Origin of the sequence: Streptomyces sp. NRRL S-1022 (assembly GCF_000720135.1) — a bacterium.
GTDB lineage: Bacteria > Actinomycetota > Actinomycetes > Streptomycetales > Streptomycetaceae > Streptomyces.
In genome coordinates this window covers 23,178-37,921 of record NZ_JOIU01000018.1, presented here as the reverse complement: position 1 = coordinate 37,921, position 14,744 = coordinate 23,178, and the positions used below count along the sequence as shown (strand labels likewise).

At 71.8% G+C, this 14,744-nt stretch carries 13 protein-coding genes; 9 read left to right on the top strand and 4 right to left on the bottom strand.

Features of this window, described 5'->3' with window-relative positions:
• Nucleotides 1-111 precede the first annotated feature (111 nt).
• Complete coding sequence (locus tag IG05_RS0125350; RefSeq protein WP_030346068.1) at nucleotides 112-2,217, top strand: SpoIIE family protein phosphatase; 2,106 nt, start codon at nucleotides 112-114, stop codon at nucleotides 2,215-2,217.
• Nucleotides 2,218-2,286: 69 nt separating this feature from the next.
• Here the strand turns inward: IG05_RS0125350 and IG05_RS0125345 are convergent, their stop codons facing one another.
• The gene (locus tag IG05_RS0125345) at nucleotides 2,287-4,662 is read right to left on the bottom strand and encodes a transglycosylase domain-containing protein (RefSeq protein ID WP_030346067.1); all 2,376 of its coding nucleotides are present in this window, start codon (nucleotides 4,660-4,662) and stop codon (nucleotides 2,287-2,289) included.
• Between the two features lie 215 nt (nucleotides 4,663-4,877).
• On the opposite strand from IG05_RS0125345, the gene IG05_RS0125340 reads away from it, so the two are divergent.
• From IG05_RS0125340 to IG05_RS0125315, 6 genes are all read left to right on the top strand, one after another.
• On the top strand, nucleotides 4,878-5,789 hold the full coding sequence (locus IG05_RS0125340) for an SPFH domain-containing protein (RefSeq protein WP_030346065.1): 912 nt from the start codon (nucleotides 4,878-4,880) through the stop codon (nucleotides 5,787-5,789).
• Nucleotides 5,786-6,019: a hypothetical protein gene (locus IG05_RS0125335; RefSeq protein WP_030346062.1), complete on the top strand. Its 234-nt coding sequence runs from the start codon at nucleotides 5,786-5,788 to the stop codon at nucleotides 6,017-6,019. The genes IG05_RS0125340 and IG05_RS0125335 overlap by 4 nt, the downstream gene beginning before the upstream one ends.
• Before the next feature lie 93 nt (nucleotides 6,020-6,112).
• The gene (locus IG05_RS0125330; RefSeq protein ID WP_030346060.1) at nucleotides 6,113-6,637 is read left to right on the top strand and encodes a PadR family transcriptional regulator; all 525 of its coding nucleotides are present in this window, start codon (nucleotides 6,113-6,115) and stop codon (nucleotides 6,635-6,637) included.
• Nucleotides 6,634-7,323 carry an ABC transporter ATP-binding protein gene (locus IG05_RS0125325; protein ID WP_030346058.1) on the top strand — a complete coding sequence of 230 codons (690 nt, stop codon included), beginning with the start codon at nucleotides 6,634-6,636 and terminating at the stop codon, nucleotides 7,321-7,323. Before IG05_RS0125330 ends, IG05_RS0125325 begins: the two co-directional genes overlap by 4 nt.
• Nucleotides 7,320-9,659 (top strand): ABC transporter permease, encoded by a 2,340-nt coding sequence (locus IG05_RS0125320; protein WP_030346056.1) that lies wholly within the window; start codon nucleotides 7,320-7,322, stop codon nucleotides 9,657-9,659. Before IG05_RS0125325 ends, IG05_RS0125320 begins: the two co-directional genes overlap by 4 nt.
• 44 nt (nucleotides 9,660-9,703) lie before the next feature.
• Nucleotides 9,704-9,991 (top strand): hypothetical protein, encoded by a 288-nt coding sequence (locus tag IG05_RS0125315; protein ID WP_030346055.1) that lies wholly within the window; start codon nucleotides 9,704-9,706, stop codon nucleotides 9,989-9,991.
• A gap of 94 nt (nucleotides 9,992-10,085) precedes the next feature.
• Here IG05_RS0125315 and IG05_RS0125310 read toward each other — a convergent pair whose 3' ends face one another.
• Complete coding sequence (locus IG05_RS0125310) at nucleotides 10,086-11,033, bottom strand: LysR substrate-binding domain-containing protein (protein WP_030346053.1); 948 nt, start codon at nucleotides 11,031-11,033, stop codon at nucleotides 10,086-10,088.
• Nucleotides 11,034-11,171: 138 nt separating this feature from the next.
• Here IG05_RS0125310 and IG05_RS0125305 point away from each other — a divergent pair, with 138 nt between their 5' ends.
• Both IG05_RS0125305 and IG05_RS0125300 read left to right on the top strand, forming a co-directional pair.
• Nucleotides 11,172-11,726, top strand: a complete 555-nt coding sequence (locus IG05_RS0125305; RefSeq protein WP_030346052.1) for a peroxiredoxin — start codon at nucleotides 11,172-11,174, stop codon at nucleotides 11,724-11,726.
• Nucleotides 11,727-11,729: 3 nt separating this feature from the next.
• Nucleotides 11,730-12,263 carry an alkyl hydroperoxide reductase gene (locus IG05_RS0125300; protein ID WP_014674689.1) on the top strand — a complete coding sequence of 178 codons (534 nt, stop codon included), beginning with the start codon at nucleotides 11,730-11,732 and terminating at the stop codon, nucleotides 12,261-12,263.
• 24 nt (nucleotides 12,264-12,287) lie between these two features.
• On the opposite strand, the gene IG05_RS0125295 is transcribed toward IG05_RS0125300, so the two are convergent.
• Both IG05_RS0125295 and IG05_RS0125290 read right to left on the bottom strand, forming a co-directional pair.
• Complete coding sequence (locus tag IG05_RS0125295; RefSeq protein WP_037814687.1) at nucleotides 12,288-13,649, bottom strand: AI-2E family transporter; 1,362 nt, start codon at nucleotides 13,647-13,649, stop codon at nucleotides 12,288-12,290.
• 151 nt (nucleotides 13,650-13,800) lie between these two features.
• Complete coding sequence (locus IG05_RS0125290; protein WP_107051413.1) at nucleotides 13,801-14,520, bottom strand: transglycosylase SLT domain-containing protein; 720 nt, start codon at nucleotides 14,518-14,520, stop codon at nucleotides 13,801-13,803.
• Nucleotides 14,521-14,744: the final 224 nt, after the last annotated feature.

The following is a 14,744-nucleotide window of genomic DNA, read 5'->3' as shown; positions in this document are numbered from 1 at the left end:
CGCGGGAAATCCGTTCCCGGGGCACGTATTGCGGGTATCGGCATTTCGGCGGGACCAACTGCGCGCCCGGTGCACACGGCGCACAGCCCCGGACGGACGGATGCGACACGCGTGACGGAGCAGCCCACCTCCTTCGGACGCCCCCAGCCGGGCGTCGACCCCGCGGAGGGCCGCGGGGCTCTCCTGCGTGCCCCGGAGCAGCCCGCGCAGCACCTCGGCAACCCGGCCTTACCCGCGCAGACCCGGGCCGACGGACCGCCCTCCGGCGCGGGCACGGCCACGCCCTGCGGCCAGGGAACGGACGGCAAGGGGAAGGAGCTCCCAGTCAACGGCCCCGAGCACTCCCAGCCCGCCACCACCGAACCCGACGCCCACCGTCCGCGCCCCGCGCCGGAGGCCATCCCGGCCCAGCCCGGCGCCGAGCAGGAGCGGACGCCGGGCGGTGAGGAGCGCCGTACCGGGCGGGGACTGCCCCCGGGGCGGCCGATGCCCATGCGGCGGGACGGGGACCGGCTGCGGTTCGTCGGCGCGGCCACCCGGCGGATCGCCCGCGGGCTCGACCTGGACGAGATCGTGATGGGGCTGTGCCGGGCCACCGTGCCGACGTTCTCCGACGCGATCCTGGTCTACCTGCGCGAGCCGCTGCCGGTCGGCGACGAGCGGCCCAGCGGTCCGGTGGTGCTGCGGCTGCGCCGTACCGACCGGATACCCCAGGAGCGGGACACCGACGGGGTGCTGCTGCCGCCGGCGTTCGACCCGGATCCGGAGCCGTCCGTGCTGGCGGGCCTGTCGTCGCTGACCACCGAGCTGTGCGAGGTGCGGCCGGGCGGCGCGCTGAACGAGGTGCTGCGCGGGGTGCGGCCGGTGTTCGCCGACGCGCCCGCCGCCCGGGCCGCGCTGCCGGAGCTGCTCGGCGAGGGCGGCGAGACGGTCGTACCGGGCGGGCAGCGCGCGATCCTGGCGCCGCTGCGCGGCCGGCGCCGGGTGATCGGCGCGGCCCTGTTCCTGCGCCGCCCGGACCGGCTCGCCTTCGAGGCGGACGATCTGCTGGTCGCCGCCCAGCTGGCCACCCACAGCGCGCTCGGCATCGACAAGGCGGTGCTGTACGGCCGGGAGGCGTACATCGCCGACGAGCTGCAGCGCACCATGCTGCCCGAGACGCTGCCCCGCCCGACCGGGGTCCGGCTGGCGTCCCGCTACCTGCCGGCGGCGGAGACCGCGCGGGTCGGCGGCGACTGGTACGACGCGATCCCGCTGCCCGGCAGCCGGGTCGCGCTGGTCGTCGGTGACGTGATGGGCCACTCGATGACGTCGGCGGCCATCATGGGCCAGCTGCGCACGACCGCGCAGACGCTGGCCGGGCTCGACCTGCCGCCGCAGGAGGTGCTGCACCACCTGGACGAACAGGCGCAGCGGCTGGGCACCGACCGCATGGCGACCTGCCTGTACGCCGTCTACGACCCGGTGACGCACCGCATCACGATCGCCAACGCCGGCCATCCGCCGCCCGTCCTGCTGCACCTGGGCGGCCGGGCCGAGGTGCTGCGGGTGCCGCCGGGCGCGCCGATCGGCGTCGGCGGGGTGGACTTCGAGGCGGTGGAGCTGGACGCGCCCGCCGGGGGCACGCTGCTGCTGTACACCGACGGCCTGGTGGAGTCCCGGCTGCGGGACGTGTGGACCGGTATAGAGCAGCTGCGGGAGAAGCTGGCCGCGACCGCGCAGCTGACCGGGCCCGACCACCCGCCGCCGCTGGAAGCGCTGTGCGACGAGGTGCTGGACATGCTCGGCCCGGGCGACCGGGACGACGACATCGCGCTGCTCGCGGCCCGGTTCGACGGGATCGCGCCGAGCGATGTCGCCTACTGGACGCTGGAGCCGGAGGACTCCGCCCCGGGCCAGGCCCGCCGGCTGGCCCGGCGGGCGCTCGCTCGCTGGGACCTGGAGGAGCTGACGGACTCGGTGGAGCTGCTGGTCAGCGAGGTCGTGACGAACGCCGTGCGGTACGCGTCGCGGCCGGTGACGCTGCGGCTGCTGCGGACGGACGTGCTGCGCTGCGAGGTCGGCGACGACGTGCCGCAGCTGCCGCGGCTGCGGCAGGCCCGGGCCACGGACGAGGGCGGGCGCGGCCTGTACCTGGTCAACAGGCTGGCCCGGCGCTGGGGCGCGACCCGGCTGAGCACCGGCAAGGTGGTGTGGTTCGAGCTGAACCGCGGCTGAGCCGCGGACGGCACGCGAAGGGCGCCCGGTGTGCACCGGGCGCCCTTCCGGCTGTGCTCACCGGCCGTCCTACTGCTGCTGGTCGTCCTGCGGGTCCAGCGGGTTCTCCGGGGTGAGCGAGGGCGTCGGCGGCCGGCTCGTCGGGGTCTGCGTCGGCGGTGTCTGCGTGGGCGGTGTCTGGCTCGGGGTCCGCGACGGCGTCTGCGACGGCGTCTCGGACGGTGACGTGGACGTCGGCGGCTCGCTGGTCGGCGTCTGCGACGGCGTCCGGGTGGGCGTGTGCGTCCACGACGGCGTCTCGACGGGGGCGACGGCCGCGCCCTGCGTGGTGTTCAGGTCGAACGTCGCCCTGCTGGTGACGCCGAAGGTGTACGCGGCCCAGATCTTCGCCGGGTAGCCGCCGCCGTTGATCCGCCCCGGGGGCCTGAGCAGGCCGGTGGCGCCCTTCATGGAGACGTGGGCCTTGGTCTTCGGGTCCTCGCCGAACAGCCCCACCGAGGTGACCAGGGTCGGCGTGTAGCCGGTGAACCAGGCCGACTTGTTCTCGTCGGAGGTACCGGTCTTGCCCGCGACCTGCTGGCCGTCGCGCAGCGGGTTGCCCGCCACCGACTCCTGGGCGGTGCCGTCGTCGACCACGCCGGTGAGCACCGAGGTGACCGTGTCGGCGGCGGTGCGGCTGATCACGGAGCCGCCGACCGGGTTCGGCATCTCCACGGAGCGGCCCTTGTTCTCGGCGGACTTGATGATCGTCGGGGTGACCTTGTAGCCGTGGTTGGCGAAGGTGGCGTAGATGCCGGCCATCTCCAGCGGGCTGGCGCCCATCGAGCCGAGGGTCTGGGCGGGCACCGCCTGCATGCCCTTGGTGTCCATGCCGAGCCTGCCCGCGGTGCTCATCACCTTGTCCATGCCCACGTCCACGCCCATCTGCGCGAAGACGGAGTTGACGGACTTGTTCATGGCCTGCTGGACGGTGATCTTGTCGTAGTCGACGTCGTCCTCGTTCGGCGGGGCGAAGCCGACCGGGGAGCCGTGGTCGAGGACCTGGCGGCGGCTGGTGCCGTCGTAGACGGTGTCGGCGGTGATCGGCTTGCCGTCCTGGGTGGTGGCGTTCTGCTCCAGGGCGGCGGCGAGGATCACCGGCTTGAACGTCGAGGCGGGCTGGTAGTCCCGGCGGGTGGCGTTGTCGAAGTAGTGCTTGTAGTAGTCCTGGCCGCCGTAGAGCGCGACGATCCTGCCCGTCTTGGGGTCGACGGAGGCGGCACCGGCCTGGATGTCGCCGTCCACCTTGCGCTTCTTCGGGTCCAGCTTGCCGGTCAGCTGGGTCTTGACGGCCCGCTCCAGCGCGGACTGCTTCTTCCGGCTGATGTTGAGGGTGATGGTCCAGCCCTTGTCGATGACCGCGTTCTCCGCCTGGGACTGGGTCAGGCCCTCCTGCGTCATGAGCTGCTGTTCCAGCTGCTGGTTGGCGAGTTCGACCAGGTAGCCCTTCTGCCCGCCGAGGCCGGGGGCGCCCTTGGGCTCCTCGGGGTAGGGGAAGTGCAGGCCGTTGCGCTCGGTCTTGGAGAGCCAGCCCTCCTCGACCATGTTGTCCAGGACGTAGTTCCAGCGCTCCTTGACCAGCCGCTTGCCGGTCTTGGTGGCGACGGCCCAGTCGTACTGGCTGGGGGCCTGGAGCAGGGCGGCGAGGTAGGCGCCCTGGGCGACGCTGAGGTCCTGGGCGTCCCGGTGGTAGTAGGCCTGGGCGGCGGCCTGGATGCCGTAGGCGTTGCGGCCGTAGTAGCTGGTGTTGATGTAGCCGGCGAGGATGTCGTCCTTGGACTTCTCGCGGTCCACCTTGAGCGAGATGACCAGTTCCTTCAGCTTGCGCGTGACGGTCTGGTCCTGGTTCAGGTAGTAGTTCTTGACGTACTGCTGGGTGATCGTGGAGCCGCCCTGCTTGCCCTTGCCGGACAGCGTGTTGATCAGGCCGCGGGCGGTGCCGCGGAAGTCGACGCCGGAGTCGTGGTAGAAGCTCTTGTTCTCCGCCGCCACGAAGGTCAGCTGGACCTTGCGGGGCACCTTGGACAGGTCGACGATCTCGCGGTTGACCTCGCCCTTGCGGGCCAGAATCGTTCCGTCGCTGTATTTGTAGACGTTGCTCTGCTGCCGGGCGGCGGCGTTGCCCTCGGGGACGTCCACGTACAGGTACAGGCCGACGAAGCCCAGGATGCCCAGCAGGCACACCCCGAAGAAGGTGCCGAGGATCTTCTTCCAGCCGAATATCCGGCGTATGAGGCTCTTGGCGGGCTTGCCGGCCGCGGCGGGCCTGCCTGCGGCGGCGGGCGTGGCGGCAGCGGGGGCGGTGGCGGCGGGGCCGCCCGCCTCGGCGGGGAGGGGGCGGCGGGGCCTGGGCGCCGCGCGGCGGCCACCGCGCTGTCGCGCTCGTCTCTCTTCCGCTCGTCCCATGGGTCCCTACGCTCGCTTCCGTCTCGGGGTCAGCTCCGAAAGCTAACACCCCTCTATATGACAAAGGGCGTCCGATCCGTTCTTTTACGGACGTGACAATCAGCACCCGCCCCATCGAAACCGACGACTTTCCCTGGTGCAGGGTTGCTCGGCGCGTTAAAGTGATATCACTTAGCTAGAACAGAGCTAGGCTCACGAGAACGGGGGGAACACCCATGTCCGACATACCCGAGATGCCCGCCCCACGGGTGCGCGAGTTCACCGCCCACAGCATCGGCGGCGGGCTCGCCCTGCTGCTCGGCCTCGTCGGGCTCGGCGCCGCGGTCGCGCTGTTCGCGGCCTCCGGGGCGGCACCCTCCCCCGGCGCCGAGGGCGGGCTCATCCTCGCGGGCGTGGCCGTCCTGCTCGCCTCGGTCATCGGGATGCGCGGCCTGAACACGGTCGCGCCGGGCGAGGCGCGGGTGGTCCAGCTCTTCGGGCGCTACCGGGGCACGATCCGGCAGGACGGCCTGCGCTGGGTGAACCCCTTCACCTCGCGGACCCGGATCTCCACCCGGGTGCGCAACCACGAGACGGCCGTACTGAAGGTCAACGACGCCTACGGCAACCCCATCGAGCTGGCCGCGGTCGTGGTGTGGAAGGTCCAGGACACCGCGCAGGCCACCTTCGAGGTGGACGACTTCGCCGAGTTCGTCGCCACGCAGACCGAGACGGCCGTGCGGCACATCGCGATCGAGTACCCCTACGACGCCCATGACGAGGACGGCCTGTCGCTGCGCGGCAACGCCGAGGAGATCACCGAGAAGCTGGCCGTCGAGCTGCAGGTGCGGGTGGAGGCGGCCGGGGTGGAGATCATCGAGTCGCGTTTCACGCACCTCGCGTACGCTCCCGAGATCGCCTCGGCGATGCTCCAGCGGCAGCAGGCAGGCGCGGTCGTCGCGGCCCGGCGGCAGATCGTGGACGGCGCCGTGGGCATGGTCGAGGCGGCGCTGGCCCGGATCGCGGAGGCGGACATCGTGGAGCTGGACGACGAGCGGAAGGCGGCGATGGTGTCGAACCTGATGGTGGTGCTGTGCGGGGACCGGGCACCGCAGCCGGTCCTCAACACCGGGACCCTCTACCAGTGACGGACCCCGCCGGGACCCCGGGGCGCCGGCCGCAGCAGCGCAAGCAGGTGCTGCTGCGGCTGGACCCGTCGGTGTACGAGGCGCTGGCGCGGTGGGCCGGCGACGAGCTGCGGTCGGCGAACGCCCAGATCGAGTTCCTGCTGCGCAAGGCGCTGGCGGAGGCGGGGCGGCTGCCGAAGGACACCGGCCCGCTTCCGCGGCGCGGCCGGCCCCCTGTATCGGAACCGTGACAATCGGCCCCCACCTGCGGGGCCGCACCCACTGCCACGATCCCCGCACGGCGCGTATACACGCCGCGTATACACCGTGTGTAGAGTGCTGCCATGTCCATCGGTCACACTCTTCTGGGACTCCTGGAGTCCGGTCCGCGCCACGGCTACGACCTCAAGCGGGCCTTCGACGAGAAGTTCGGTCACGACCGGCCGCTGCACTACGGCCAGGTCTACTCCACGATGTCCCGGCTGCTGAAGCACGGCCTCGTGGAGGTCGACGGCATCGAGGCCGGCGGCGGCCCCGAGCGCAAGCGGTACGCCATCACCGACGCCGGCATCACCGACGTCGAACGCTGGCTCGCCACCCCGGAGAAACCCGAGGAGTACCTCCAGTCGACCCTCTACACCAAGGTCGTCCTCGCCCTCCTCACCCACCGCGACGCGGCCGACATCCTCGACGTCCAGCGGGCCGAGCACCTGCGCAGCATGCGCATCCTGACCGACCGCAAGCGCAAGGGCGACCTCGCGGACCAGCTGATCTGCGACCACGCCCTGTTCCACCTGGAGGCGGACCTGCGCTGGCTGGAACTGACGGCCGCGCGACTCGACAAGCTCCGTGCGGCGGTGACCCGATGACCCCGCCGCCCGGATCCCTGCTCACCGCCGAGGACCTGCGCAAGTCCTACGGCCCCACGGTCGCCCTCGACGGCGCCGGCTTCTCCATCCACCCCGGCGAGGTCGTGGCCGTGATGGGCCCCTCCGGCTCCGGCAAGTCGACGCTGCTGCACTGCCTCGCCGGCATCGTGCCGCCCGACTCCGGCTCCATCGTCTACGCCGGCCGGGAACTGGCCGGCATGAACGACGCCGAGCGCAGCGCGCTGCGCCGCAGCGAGTTCGGCTTCGTCTTCCAGTTCGGCCAGCTCGTCCCGGAACTGACCTGCGTGGAGAACGTGGCGCTGCCGCTCAGGCTGAACGGCCGCCCTCGCAAGGAGGCCGAGCGGGCCGCGCTGGCCTGGATGGAGCGGCTGGAGGTGGACGACCTCGGGGGCAAGCGGCCCGGCGAGGTCTCCGGCGGCCAGGGCCAGCGGGTCGCGGTGGCCCGGGCGCTGGTCACCGAACCCCGGGTCATCTTCGCCGACGAGCCGACCGGCGCGCTCGACTCCCTCAACGGGGAGCGCGTCATGGAGCTGCTGACCGACGCGGCCCGTTCCGCCAACGCGGCCGTCGTCCTGGTCACGCACGAGGCCCGGGTGGCCGCCTACTCCGACCGGGAGATCGTCGTACGCGACGGCAGGTCCCGGGACATGGAGCGGGCGATATGAACGTGCGGCAGTGGAGCAGGGACCTGGCCCTGGGCGTCCGGTTCGCCGCCACCGGAGGGCGAGAGGGCTGGGTGCGGATGGTGCTGACGGCGGTCGGCGTCGGTCTGGGCGTGGCGCTGCTGCTGCTCACGACGGCGCTGCCGAACATCCTGGCCGCCCGGCACCGGGTGGAGGACGCCCGCCAGGACTACTCGGCCGCCTGGACCGTCGCCAAGGCGGACGACACCGTGCTGATCGGGGTCACCGACACGTCGTGGCACGGCAAGGACATCCGCGGCCGGCTACTGCAGCCCGAGGGTGCGAAGGCCCCGCTGCCGCCCGGCCTCGGCCGCTTCCCGGCGAAGGGCGAGATGGTGGTCTCGCCCGCGCTGAAGAGGCTGCTGGACTCGGACGGGGCGAAGCTGCTGCGCGAGCGGATCCCGTACCGGATCACCGGCAGCATCGGTGACAGCGGACTGATCGGCTCGCACGAACTCGCCTACTACGCCGGCGCCGACGGGCTCGTGCCGCACTCGGGCGGCACGCGGGTCGACCGGCTGAAGGAGTTCGGCAATCCGAATCCGACGCCGGAGAAGACCGACCCGGTGCTCATCCTGATGACACTGGTCGTGTTCGTGGTGCTGCTGATGCCGGTCGCCGTGTTCATCGCCGCGGCCGTGCGGTTCGGCGGCGAGCGGCGCGACCGCCGGCTGGCCGCGCTGCGGCTGGTGGGCTCCGACAGCCGGATGACCCGGCGGATCGCGGCCGGCGAGGCGCTGGCCGGGGCGCTGCTCGGACTGGTCGTCGGTACGGTGTTCTTCCTGATCGGACGCCAGGTGGCGGGCACCACCGAGGTCCTGGGCGAGAGCTTCTTCCCGAGCTATCTGGACCCCTCCCCGGCACTGGCCGCACTGGTCGCGGTGGCCGTTCCGGCGTCCGCCGTGCTGGTGACTCTGCTCGCCATGCGCGGGGTGGTCGTCGAGCCGCTCGGTGTGGTGCGCACGGCCAAGCAGGCCCGGCGGCGCCTGTGGTGGCGGCTGCTGCTGCCGCTGGCGGGCCTGGCGATGCTGTACCCGATGACGGGCAACGGCCGCGACCACGGCAACTTCAACGAGTACCTGGTCGTCGGCGGCGTACTGCTGCTGCTCGTCGGCGTGACCGCGCTGCTGCCGTGGCTCGTGGAAGCGGTCGTCGGCCGGCTCGGCGGCGGCTCGGTCTCCTGGCAACTGGCCGTACGCCGGTTGCAGTTGAGCAGTGGCACGGCCGCCCGCATGGTCAACGGCATCGCGGTGGCGGTGGCCGGTGCGATCGCGCTGCAGATGCTGTTCGCGGGCGTGGAGAGCCAGTACACCAAGGAGACGGGGCAGGACCCGGGCCGGGCCCAGATGCAGGTCAGCCTGGCCGACCACGGCCCACTGGCCACCGCCCGCGCGGAGTTCGCCCGGACCAAGGGCGTGCGGACGTCGGTGACGCTGTCCAGCGCGCAGGTTGCTCTCAAGCGCCGGGAACCCGAGGTCACGGCCGGTGTCACGGTCGGCGACTGTGCCGCGCTCCGGGAGATCGCCCACCTGCCCTCCTGTCACGACGGCGACGTGTTCGCCCTGGACAACCCGGGCTACGACCCCGAGTACATGGGCGGCATCCGGCCCCTGATGCGACCGGGCACGCGGCTGTGGATCGACCCGACCGAGGGCGAGGTGCGCGGCCGGGAGATCGCCTGGACGCTGCCCGCCAGGATCCCCGAGGCACCCGTGCGCAGGGACTCGCTGGAGAGCGACCCGGTCGGCCTGCTGGTCACCCCCTCGGCGCTGCCCGCGAAGGCCACCCCCGTGCTGCGCGGCCAGGTCTTCCTGCGCCTGGACGAGTCGGTACCGGACGCCGAGGAGTACGTGCGCACCACCGCCGCGCGCGTCGACCCCCTCGCCTACCCGTGGACCTGGACGGCCACCGAGCAGTCCGACCGGTACACCTCCCTGCGCACCGGCCTGTTCATCGGCGCGATCTGTGTGCTGGCGCTGATCGGGGCGAGCCTGCTGGTCTCCCAGCTGGAGCAGTTGCGCGAGCGGCGCAAGCTGCTGTCGTCCCTGCTCGCCTTCGGCACCCGGCGCCGCACGCTGGGCCTGTCGGTGCTGTGGCAGACGGCGGTACCGATCGCGCTGGGGCTGCTGCTGGCCTCGGCGGTGGGCCTGACCCTCGGAACGGTCCTGCTGAAGATGACGGATACCGCGGTGAGCGTCGACTGGACGAGCGTCCTGTCGATGGCCGGCGCCGGCGCGGCGGTGGTCCTCCTGGTCACCCTGCTGAGCCTGCCGCCGCTGATCCGGCTGATGCGACCGGACGGCCTGCGCACGGAGTAGGAACCCGTAGGGGCAGGGGACCAGCAGGGACGGAGGAGGCGGCGGTGGCCCGGGCGGACGACGACGGTGCGGACGAGGCGGAGTGGCCGCGGCACGTCCCGCGCTTCGCCCGGCTCGTCGCGCACCGGCACCGGGCCGGCCTGGTCCGGCTCGTCCGGCCCGCGGGCTGGGCGTACCTCCCGGACGCGCACCGGGTGGCCGCCGCGGACGTGCCGGACGTGCTCGCCGGCCCGGACACCTGGGCCTGGCGCGCGAGCGGGGAACAGGTGATCTGCGGGGGCCTGGCCGTGGCCGACCTCACCGGGCTCCCGCCCCGGCAACCGTCCGCCTGACCGACCGCCTTTCACACCCTTCCCGGCACCGGCACCGGCACGCGACCGCGCGAGAGAAGCAGGCGGCCTGCCTGCCGGCCCCCGGCCGGGTGGCTCACGCGGTCTCGTCCAGTACCCGTACCGGCAGCGTGCGCAGGGCCTCGCGCAGGGCCGAGGCCAGTTCCCCGTACTCGGCGGCCCGGGCCGCGCCCGCGCGCATGGCGAAGGCGACCCGGCGGGTCGGGGCGGGGTCGGCGAAGTAGCCGGTCAGCAGCTGGCTGCTGCGGGCGGTCTCCAGTTTCAGCGCGGTCCGCGGCAGCAGGGTGCAGCCGAGGCCGCCGGCCACCAGCTGGACCAGCGTGGACAGTCCGGCGGCCGTGGTGGTGACCGGCGCGTCCTCGCGGCCGGCCTCCCGGCAGATGTCCAGGGCCTGGTCGCGCAGGCAGTGGCCCTCGTCCAGGAGCAGCAGGTTCAGCTCCTTCAGCGCCTCGCGCGGGATGCCCTCCCGGCCGCCGAGCCAGTGGTCGAGCGGCGTGACGAGCACGAAGTCCTCGTCGAAGAGCGGGAGTTCGATCACCCCGGGCACGCCGAGCGGTACGGCCAGCAGCAGCAGGTCGAGCCGGCCGGAGTTCAGGCCGTCGATCAGGCTGGCGGTCTGCTCCTCGTGCACCTGGAGGTCGAGGTGCGGGTAGCGCTCGTGCACCAGCCGCAGCACCGCCGGCAGCAGGTACGGCGCCACGGTGGGGATCACCCCGAGGCGCAGGACGCCCGTGAACGGCGCCCGGACCGCCTCGGCCTCCTCCAGCAGTGCGCCGACCGCGTCCAGCACCGCCTTGGTGCGCACGGCGAGCCGCTCCCCCGCGGGCGAGAGCAGCACCTTGCGGGTCGTACGCTCAAGGAGGGTCACCCCGAGGGTCTCCTCCAGCGCCGAGACGGCACCCGACAGGGCGGGCTGACTCATCCCGATGGCCGCCGCCGCGTCCCTGAAGTGCAGGTGCTCCGCCACCGCGGCGAACGCCCGCAGCTGCGCCAGGCTCGGCTGCCTCCGCTTGCCGTTGCCCATACTCACTGATAGCCACCTCCGATCAACATGACCGAGTGTAGCTATTTCCCTAATCAATGCGCCCTGTGCCAACATCGACAACGTCCAACCCATGAGGAACGCCCCAAAAGGGAAGTTTCTTCGCTGCAAGGAGAGCGTGTGCTCACTGTCGGTGACAAGTTCCCCGAGTTCGAACTGACCGCCTGCGTCTCGCTGGAGAAGGGCAAGGAGTTCGAGCAGATCCACCACAAGTCCTACGAGGGCAAGTGGCTCGTGGTCTTCGCCTGGCCCAAGGACTTCACGTTCGTGTGCCCGACCGAGATCGCCGCGTTCGGGAAGCTGAACGACGAGTTCGCCGACCGCGACGTCCAGATCCTCGGCTTCTCCGGTGACTCCGAGTTCGTCCACCACGCCTGGCGCAAGGACCACCCGGACCTGACCGACCTGCCGTTCCCGATGATGGCCGACTCCAAGCACGAGCTGATGCGCGACCTCGGCATCGAGGGCGAGGACGGCTTCGCGCAGCGTGCCGTCTTCGTGGTCGACCCGAACCGCGAGATCCAGTTCACGATGGTCACCGCCGGTTCCGTGGGCCGTAACCCCAAGGAGGTCCTGCGGGTCCTGGACGCCCTGCAGACCGACGAGCTGTGCCCCTGCAACTGGACCAAGGGCGAGCAGACCCTCGACCCGGTCGCCCTCCTGGCTGGTGAGTGACCCGTGTCGCTCGACTCCCTGAAGTCCCGTATCCCGGACTACGCCAAGGACCTGAAGCTCAACCTGGGCTCGGTCATCGGCAACTCGGAGCTGCCGGCGCAGCAGCTGTGGGGCACGGTGCTGGCGACCGCCATCGCCTCCCGTTCCCCGATCGTGCTGCGTGAGCTGGAGCCGGAGGCGAAGGCGAACCTCTCGCCGGAGGCGTACCAGGCCGCCAAGTCGGCCGCCGCCATCATGGCGATGAACAACGTCTTCTACCGCACCCGGCACCTGCTGTCCGACCACGAGTACGGCACCCTGCGCGCGGGCCTGCGGATGAACGTCATCGGCAACCCGGGCGTGGAGAAGGTCGACTTCGAGCTGTGGTCGTTCGCGGTCTCCGCGATCAACGGCTGCGGCATGTGCCTGGACTCGCACGAGCAAGTGCTGCGCAAGGCCGGCGTGGAGCGCGAGACCGTCCAGGAGGCGTTCAAGATCGCTTCCGTGGTGCAGGCGGTCGGCGTCACCCTCGACGCCGAGGCCGTGCTGGCCGAGTAAGGCCGTTCCCCGCGAGGACCCCGCTCACCCCTGGTGGGCGGGGTCTTCCGCGTTCTCGTCCACGGCCTCGGCCGAGCCGTCCCCCTGGACCTCCAGCGAATACTGCCGCAGGTACCCGACCACCGTGTTCGTCACCGCCACCAGCGGTACGGCCACCACCGCGCCGCCGATGCCGGCCACCATGCCGCCGGCGGCCACCGTCAGCACGACCGCCAGCGGGTGGACGCGGACCGCGCGGCCGAGGATGAACGGCTGCAGGACGTGCCCCTCGATCTGCTGGACCGCGAGGACCACGACCAGGGTCATGACGGCGGTGAAGACGCCCTGGGTGACCAGGGCCACGATCACCGCCAGCGCGCCGGAGGCGACCGCGCCGACCAGCGGGATGAACGAGAACAGGAAGATGAAGACGGCCAGCGGCACGGCCATCGGCACGTCCAGGAAGTAGATGCCGATGCCGATGAAGATGGCGTCGATGAGGGCGACCAGGACCGTGCCGCGGACGTAGGCGGTCAGGGTGCGCCAGGCGCGCGGGCCGGCGCCGGCCACGCCCGGGCGGGCGGCCGATGGCACCAGCCTCAGGAACCACTCCCAGATCCGCTTGCCGTCGTAGAGCAGGAAGAGCGTGGAGAAGAACACGAGCAGGATGCCGGTGAGCGCCTCGATGATGACCTGGACGCCCTCCAGGCCCGCGGAGGTGATCTGGTCGGTGTTGGCGCCGATCGCCTCGCGGAGGTTCTTGGCGATCTGGTTGATCTGTTTGTCGGTGACGTGGAAGGGGCTCTTCAGCAGCCAGTCGCGCAGGTCGTCGATGCCGGACTGGATCTGGCTGGAGAGCGTGTCGATGTTCTCCATGACCTGCCAGGTCACGAACCAGCCCATCAGGCCGATGACGACGAAGCCGGAGATGGCGGTGAGCGCGGTGGCCGGGCCGCGCGGCACGCCGCGCCGGGTGAGCCGGGCGACCGTCGGCTGGAGCAGCGCGGTCACCAGCAGCGCGATGACGAAGGCGAACACCACCAGCTGGACTGCGCTGATGACCCGCATCAGCACCCAGACGGTGCCGGCCAGCACCAGCAGCCGCCAGCCGGCCTCGGCGGCGACCCGGACACCCCAGGGCACGGCCTCGGCCGGGTCGGGGCGGCGGCCGGCGGGCGGCGCGGGCCTGCGGACGAGCCGGGCCGCCTCGGCGTCGGCGGGGGCCGCCGGCCCACCGTGCCCGGCACCCTCGCCACGCCGGGCGTGGTCGGGCCGATCCGAGTGGCCGGGATGGTCGGTGTGGTCGGTGTGGTCCTTGTCGACCTCGGCGCGGCGCTCGTCGAGGCGCTCGCTCATCTCGGTGAGACCGGCTCCCAGCCGGCCGAGCCACCCTGGCACTCGCGACATGATCCGTCCTCTTCCCCCGCGTCCCCGGGTGCTCGCCACCACTCCCCCCGGGAGCCGTTCGGATACGACCGTACAGGGCGAAAGCCCCTCCCCTGAGGACGGGGAGGGGCTGCGCGAGGTCGAGAGGGGCCGACCGGATCCGGCGGGACTCCTAGTACCAGTGGTTGGCCTGCCAGAACGACCAGGCCTCACACGGGCTGCCGTAGCGGCTGTTCATGTAGTTGAGGCCCCACTTGATCTGCGTGGCCGGGTTGGTCTGCCAGTCGGCGCCGGCGGAGGCCATCTTGCCGCCGGGCAGGGCCTGGAAGAGACCGTAGGCACCGGAGGAGGCGTTCACCGCGTGGTAGTTCCAGCTGGACTCGTGGTCCACGATGTTGCTGAAGCACTGGAACTGGCCGCCGCCCACCATCTGACGCGCCATCGCCTGGATCTGCGCGACGGAGTAGTTCGTCTGGACCGGGAAGCTGGAGGAGTCGCGGACGTCGGTACCGCGGCTGGCCGCGGCCTTCGTCTCGGCGCGCTCCTTGGCCGCCTTGGCGGCCTCCTTCTCGGCGGCCTCCTTCTTGGCGATCGCGGTCTCGGCGGCTGCCTTGCGGGCGGCTTCCTCGGCGTCCTTCTTGGCGCTCACGTCCGCGGCGATGGCCTGGGCGTCCGCCTGCTGCGTCAGGGAGGCGGCCTGCACCTGCACCTGCTGACCCGCGGGTATGTCCGCGAGAAGCGTGGTGTCGGCTGCCGTAGCCTCGGCGTCGTTGGTCTGCGCGGTGCTGCCCGAGGCAACGCCGACGACGCTTCCGACAGCGGTGACCGCGGTGGCCGAGGCCACTGCGAATCCCCGGACCGAAATCCGGCTCACACGGTTTCCTTCCAGCATCGCCCGCTTCGGTGACCCTGGCGGACGCAATCGTGCCCCTGACACTGGCCTCCCAACTGCGGGGTCACGGGAGGCGCGGGCCCGGTGGACAACTCCCCTTGAGGGAGCGCCGCGTGGTGCTCGGGCGGCATACGACGAACTCTATGGAGTTGATGATGCTTGGGTGGTGCCGCACCGCTGGGGGTACAGGTGTGTCGTATGCGGGGCCTGACAGGAGTGAGACT

What these genes read in the sequence shown, in the direction of transcription:
- IG05_RS0125345 (WP_030346067.1), bottom strand. Translation starts at nt 4,662, where the DNA reads ATGGGACGAGCGGAAGAGAGACGAGCGCGACAGCGCGGTGGCCGCCGC.
- IG05_RS0125340 (WP_030346065.1), top strand. Translation starts at nt 4,878, where the DNA reads ATGTCCGACATACCCGAGATGCCCGCCCCACGGGTGCGCGAGTTCACC.
- IG05_RS0125330 (WP_030346060.1), top strand. Translation starts at nt 6,113, where the DNA reads ATGTCCATCGGTCACACTCTTCTGGGACTCCTGGAGTCCGGTCCGCGC.
- IG05_RS0125325 (WP_030346058.1), top strand. Translation starts at nt 6,634, where the DNA reads ATGACCCCGCCGCCCGGATCCCTGCTCACCGCCGAGGACCTGCGCAAG.
- IG05_RS0125320 (WP_030346056.1), top strand. Translation starts at nt 7,320, where the DNA reads ATGAACGTGCGGCAGTGGAGCAGGGACCTGGCCCTGGGCGTCCGGTTC.
- IG05_RS0125310 (WP_030346053.1), bottom strand. Translation starts at nt 11,033, where the DNA reads ATGGGCAACGGCAAGCGGAGGCAGCCGAGCCTGGCGCAGCTGCGGGCG.
- IG05_RS0125295 (WP_037814687.1), bottom strand. Translation starts at nt 13,649, where the DNA reads ATGTCGCGAGTGCCAGGGTGGCTCGGCCGGCTGGGAGCCGGTCTCACC.
- IG05_RS0125290 (WP_107051413.1), bottom strand. Translation starts at nt 14,520, where the DNA reads ATGCTGGAAGGAAACCGTGTGAGCCGGATTTCGGTCCGGGGATTCGCA.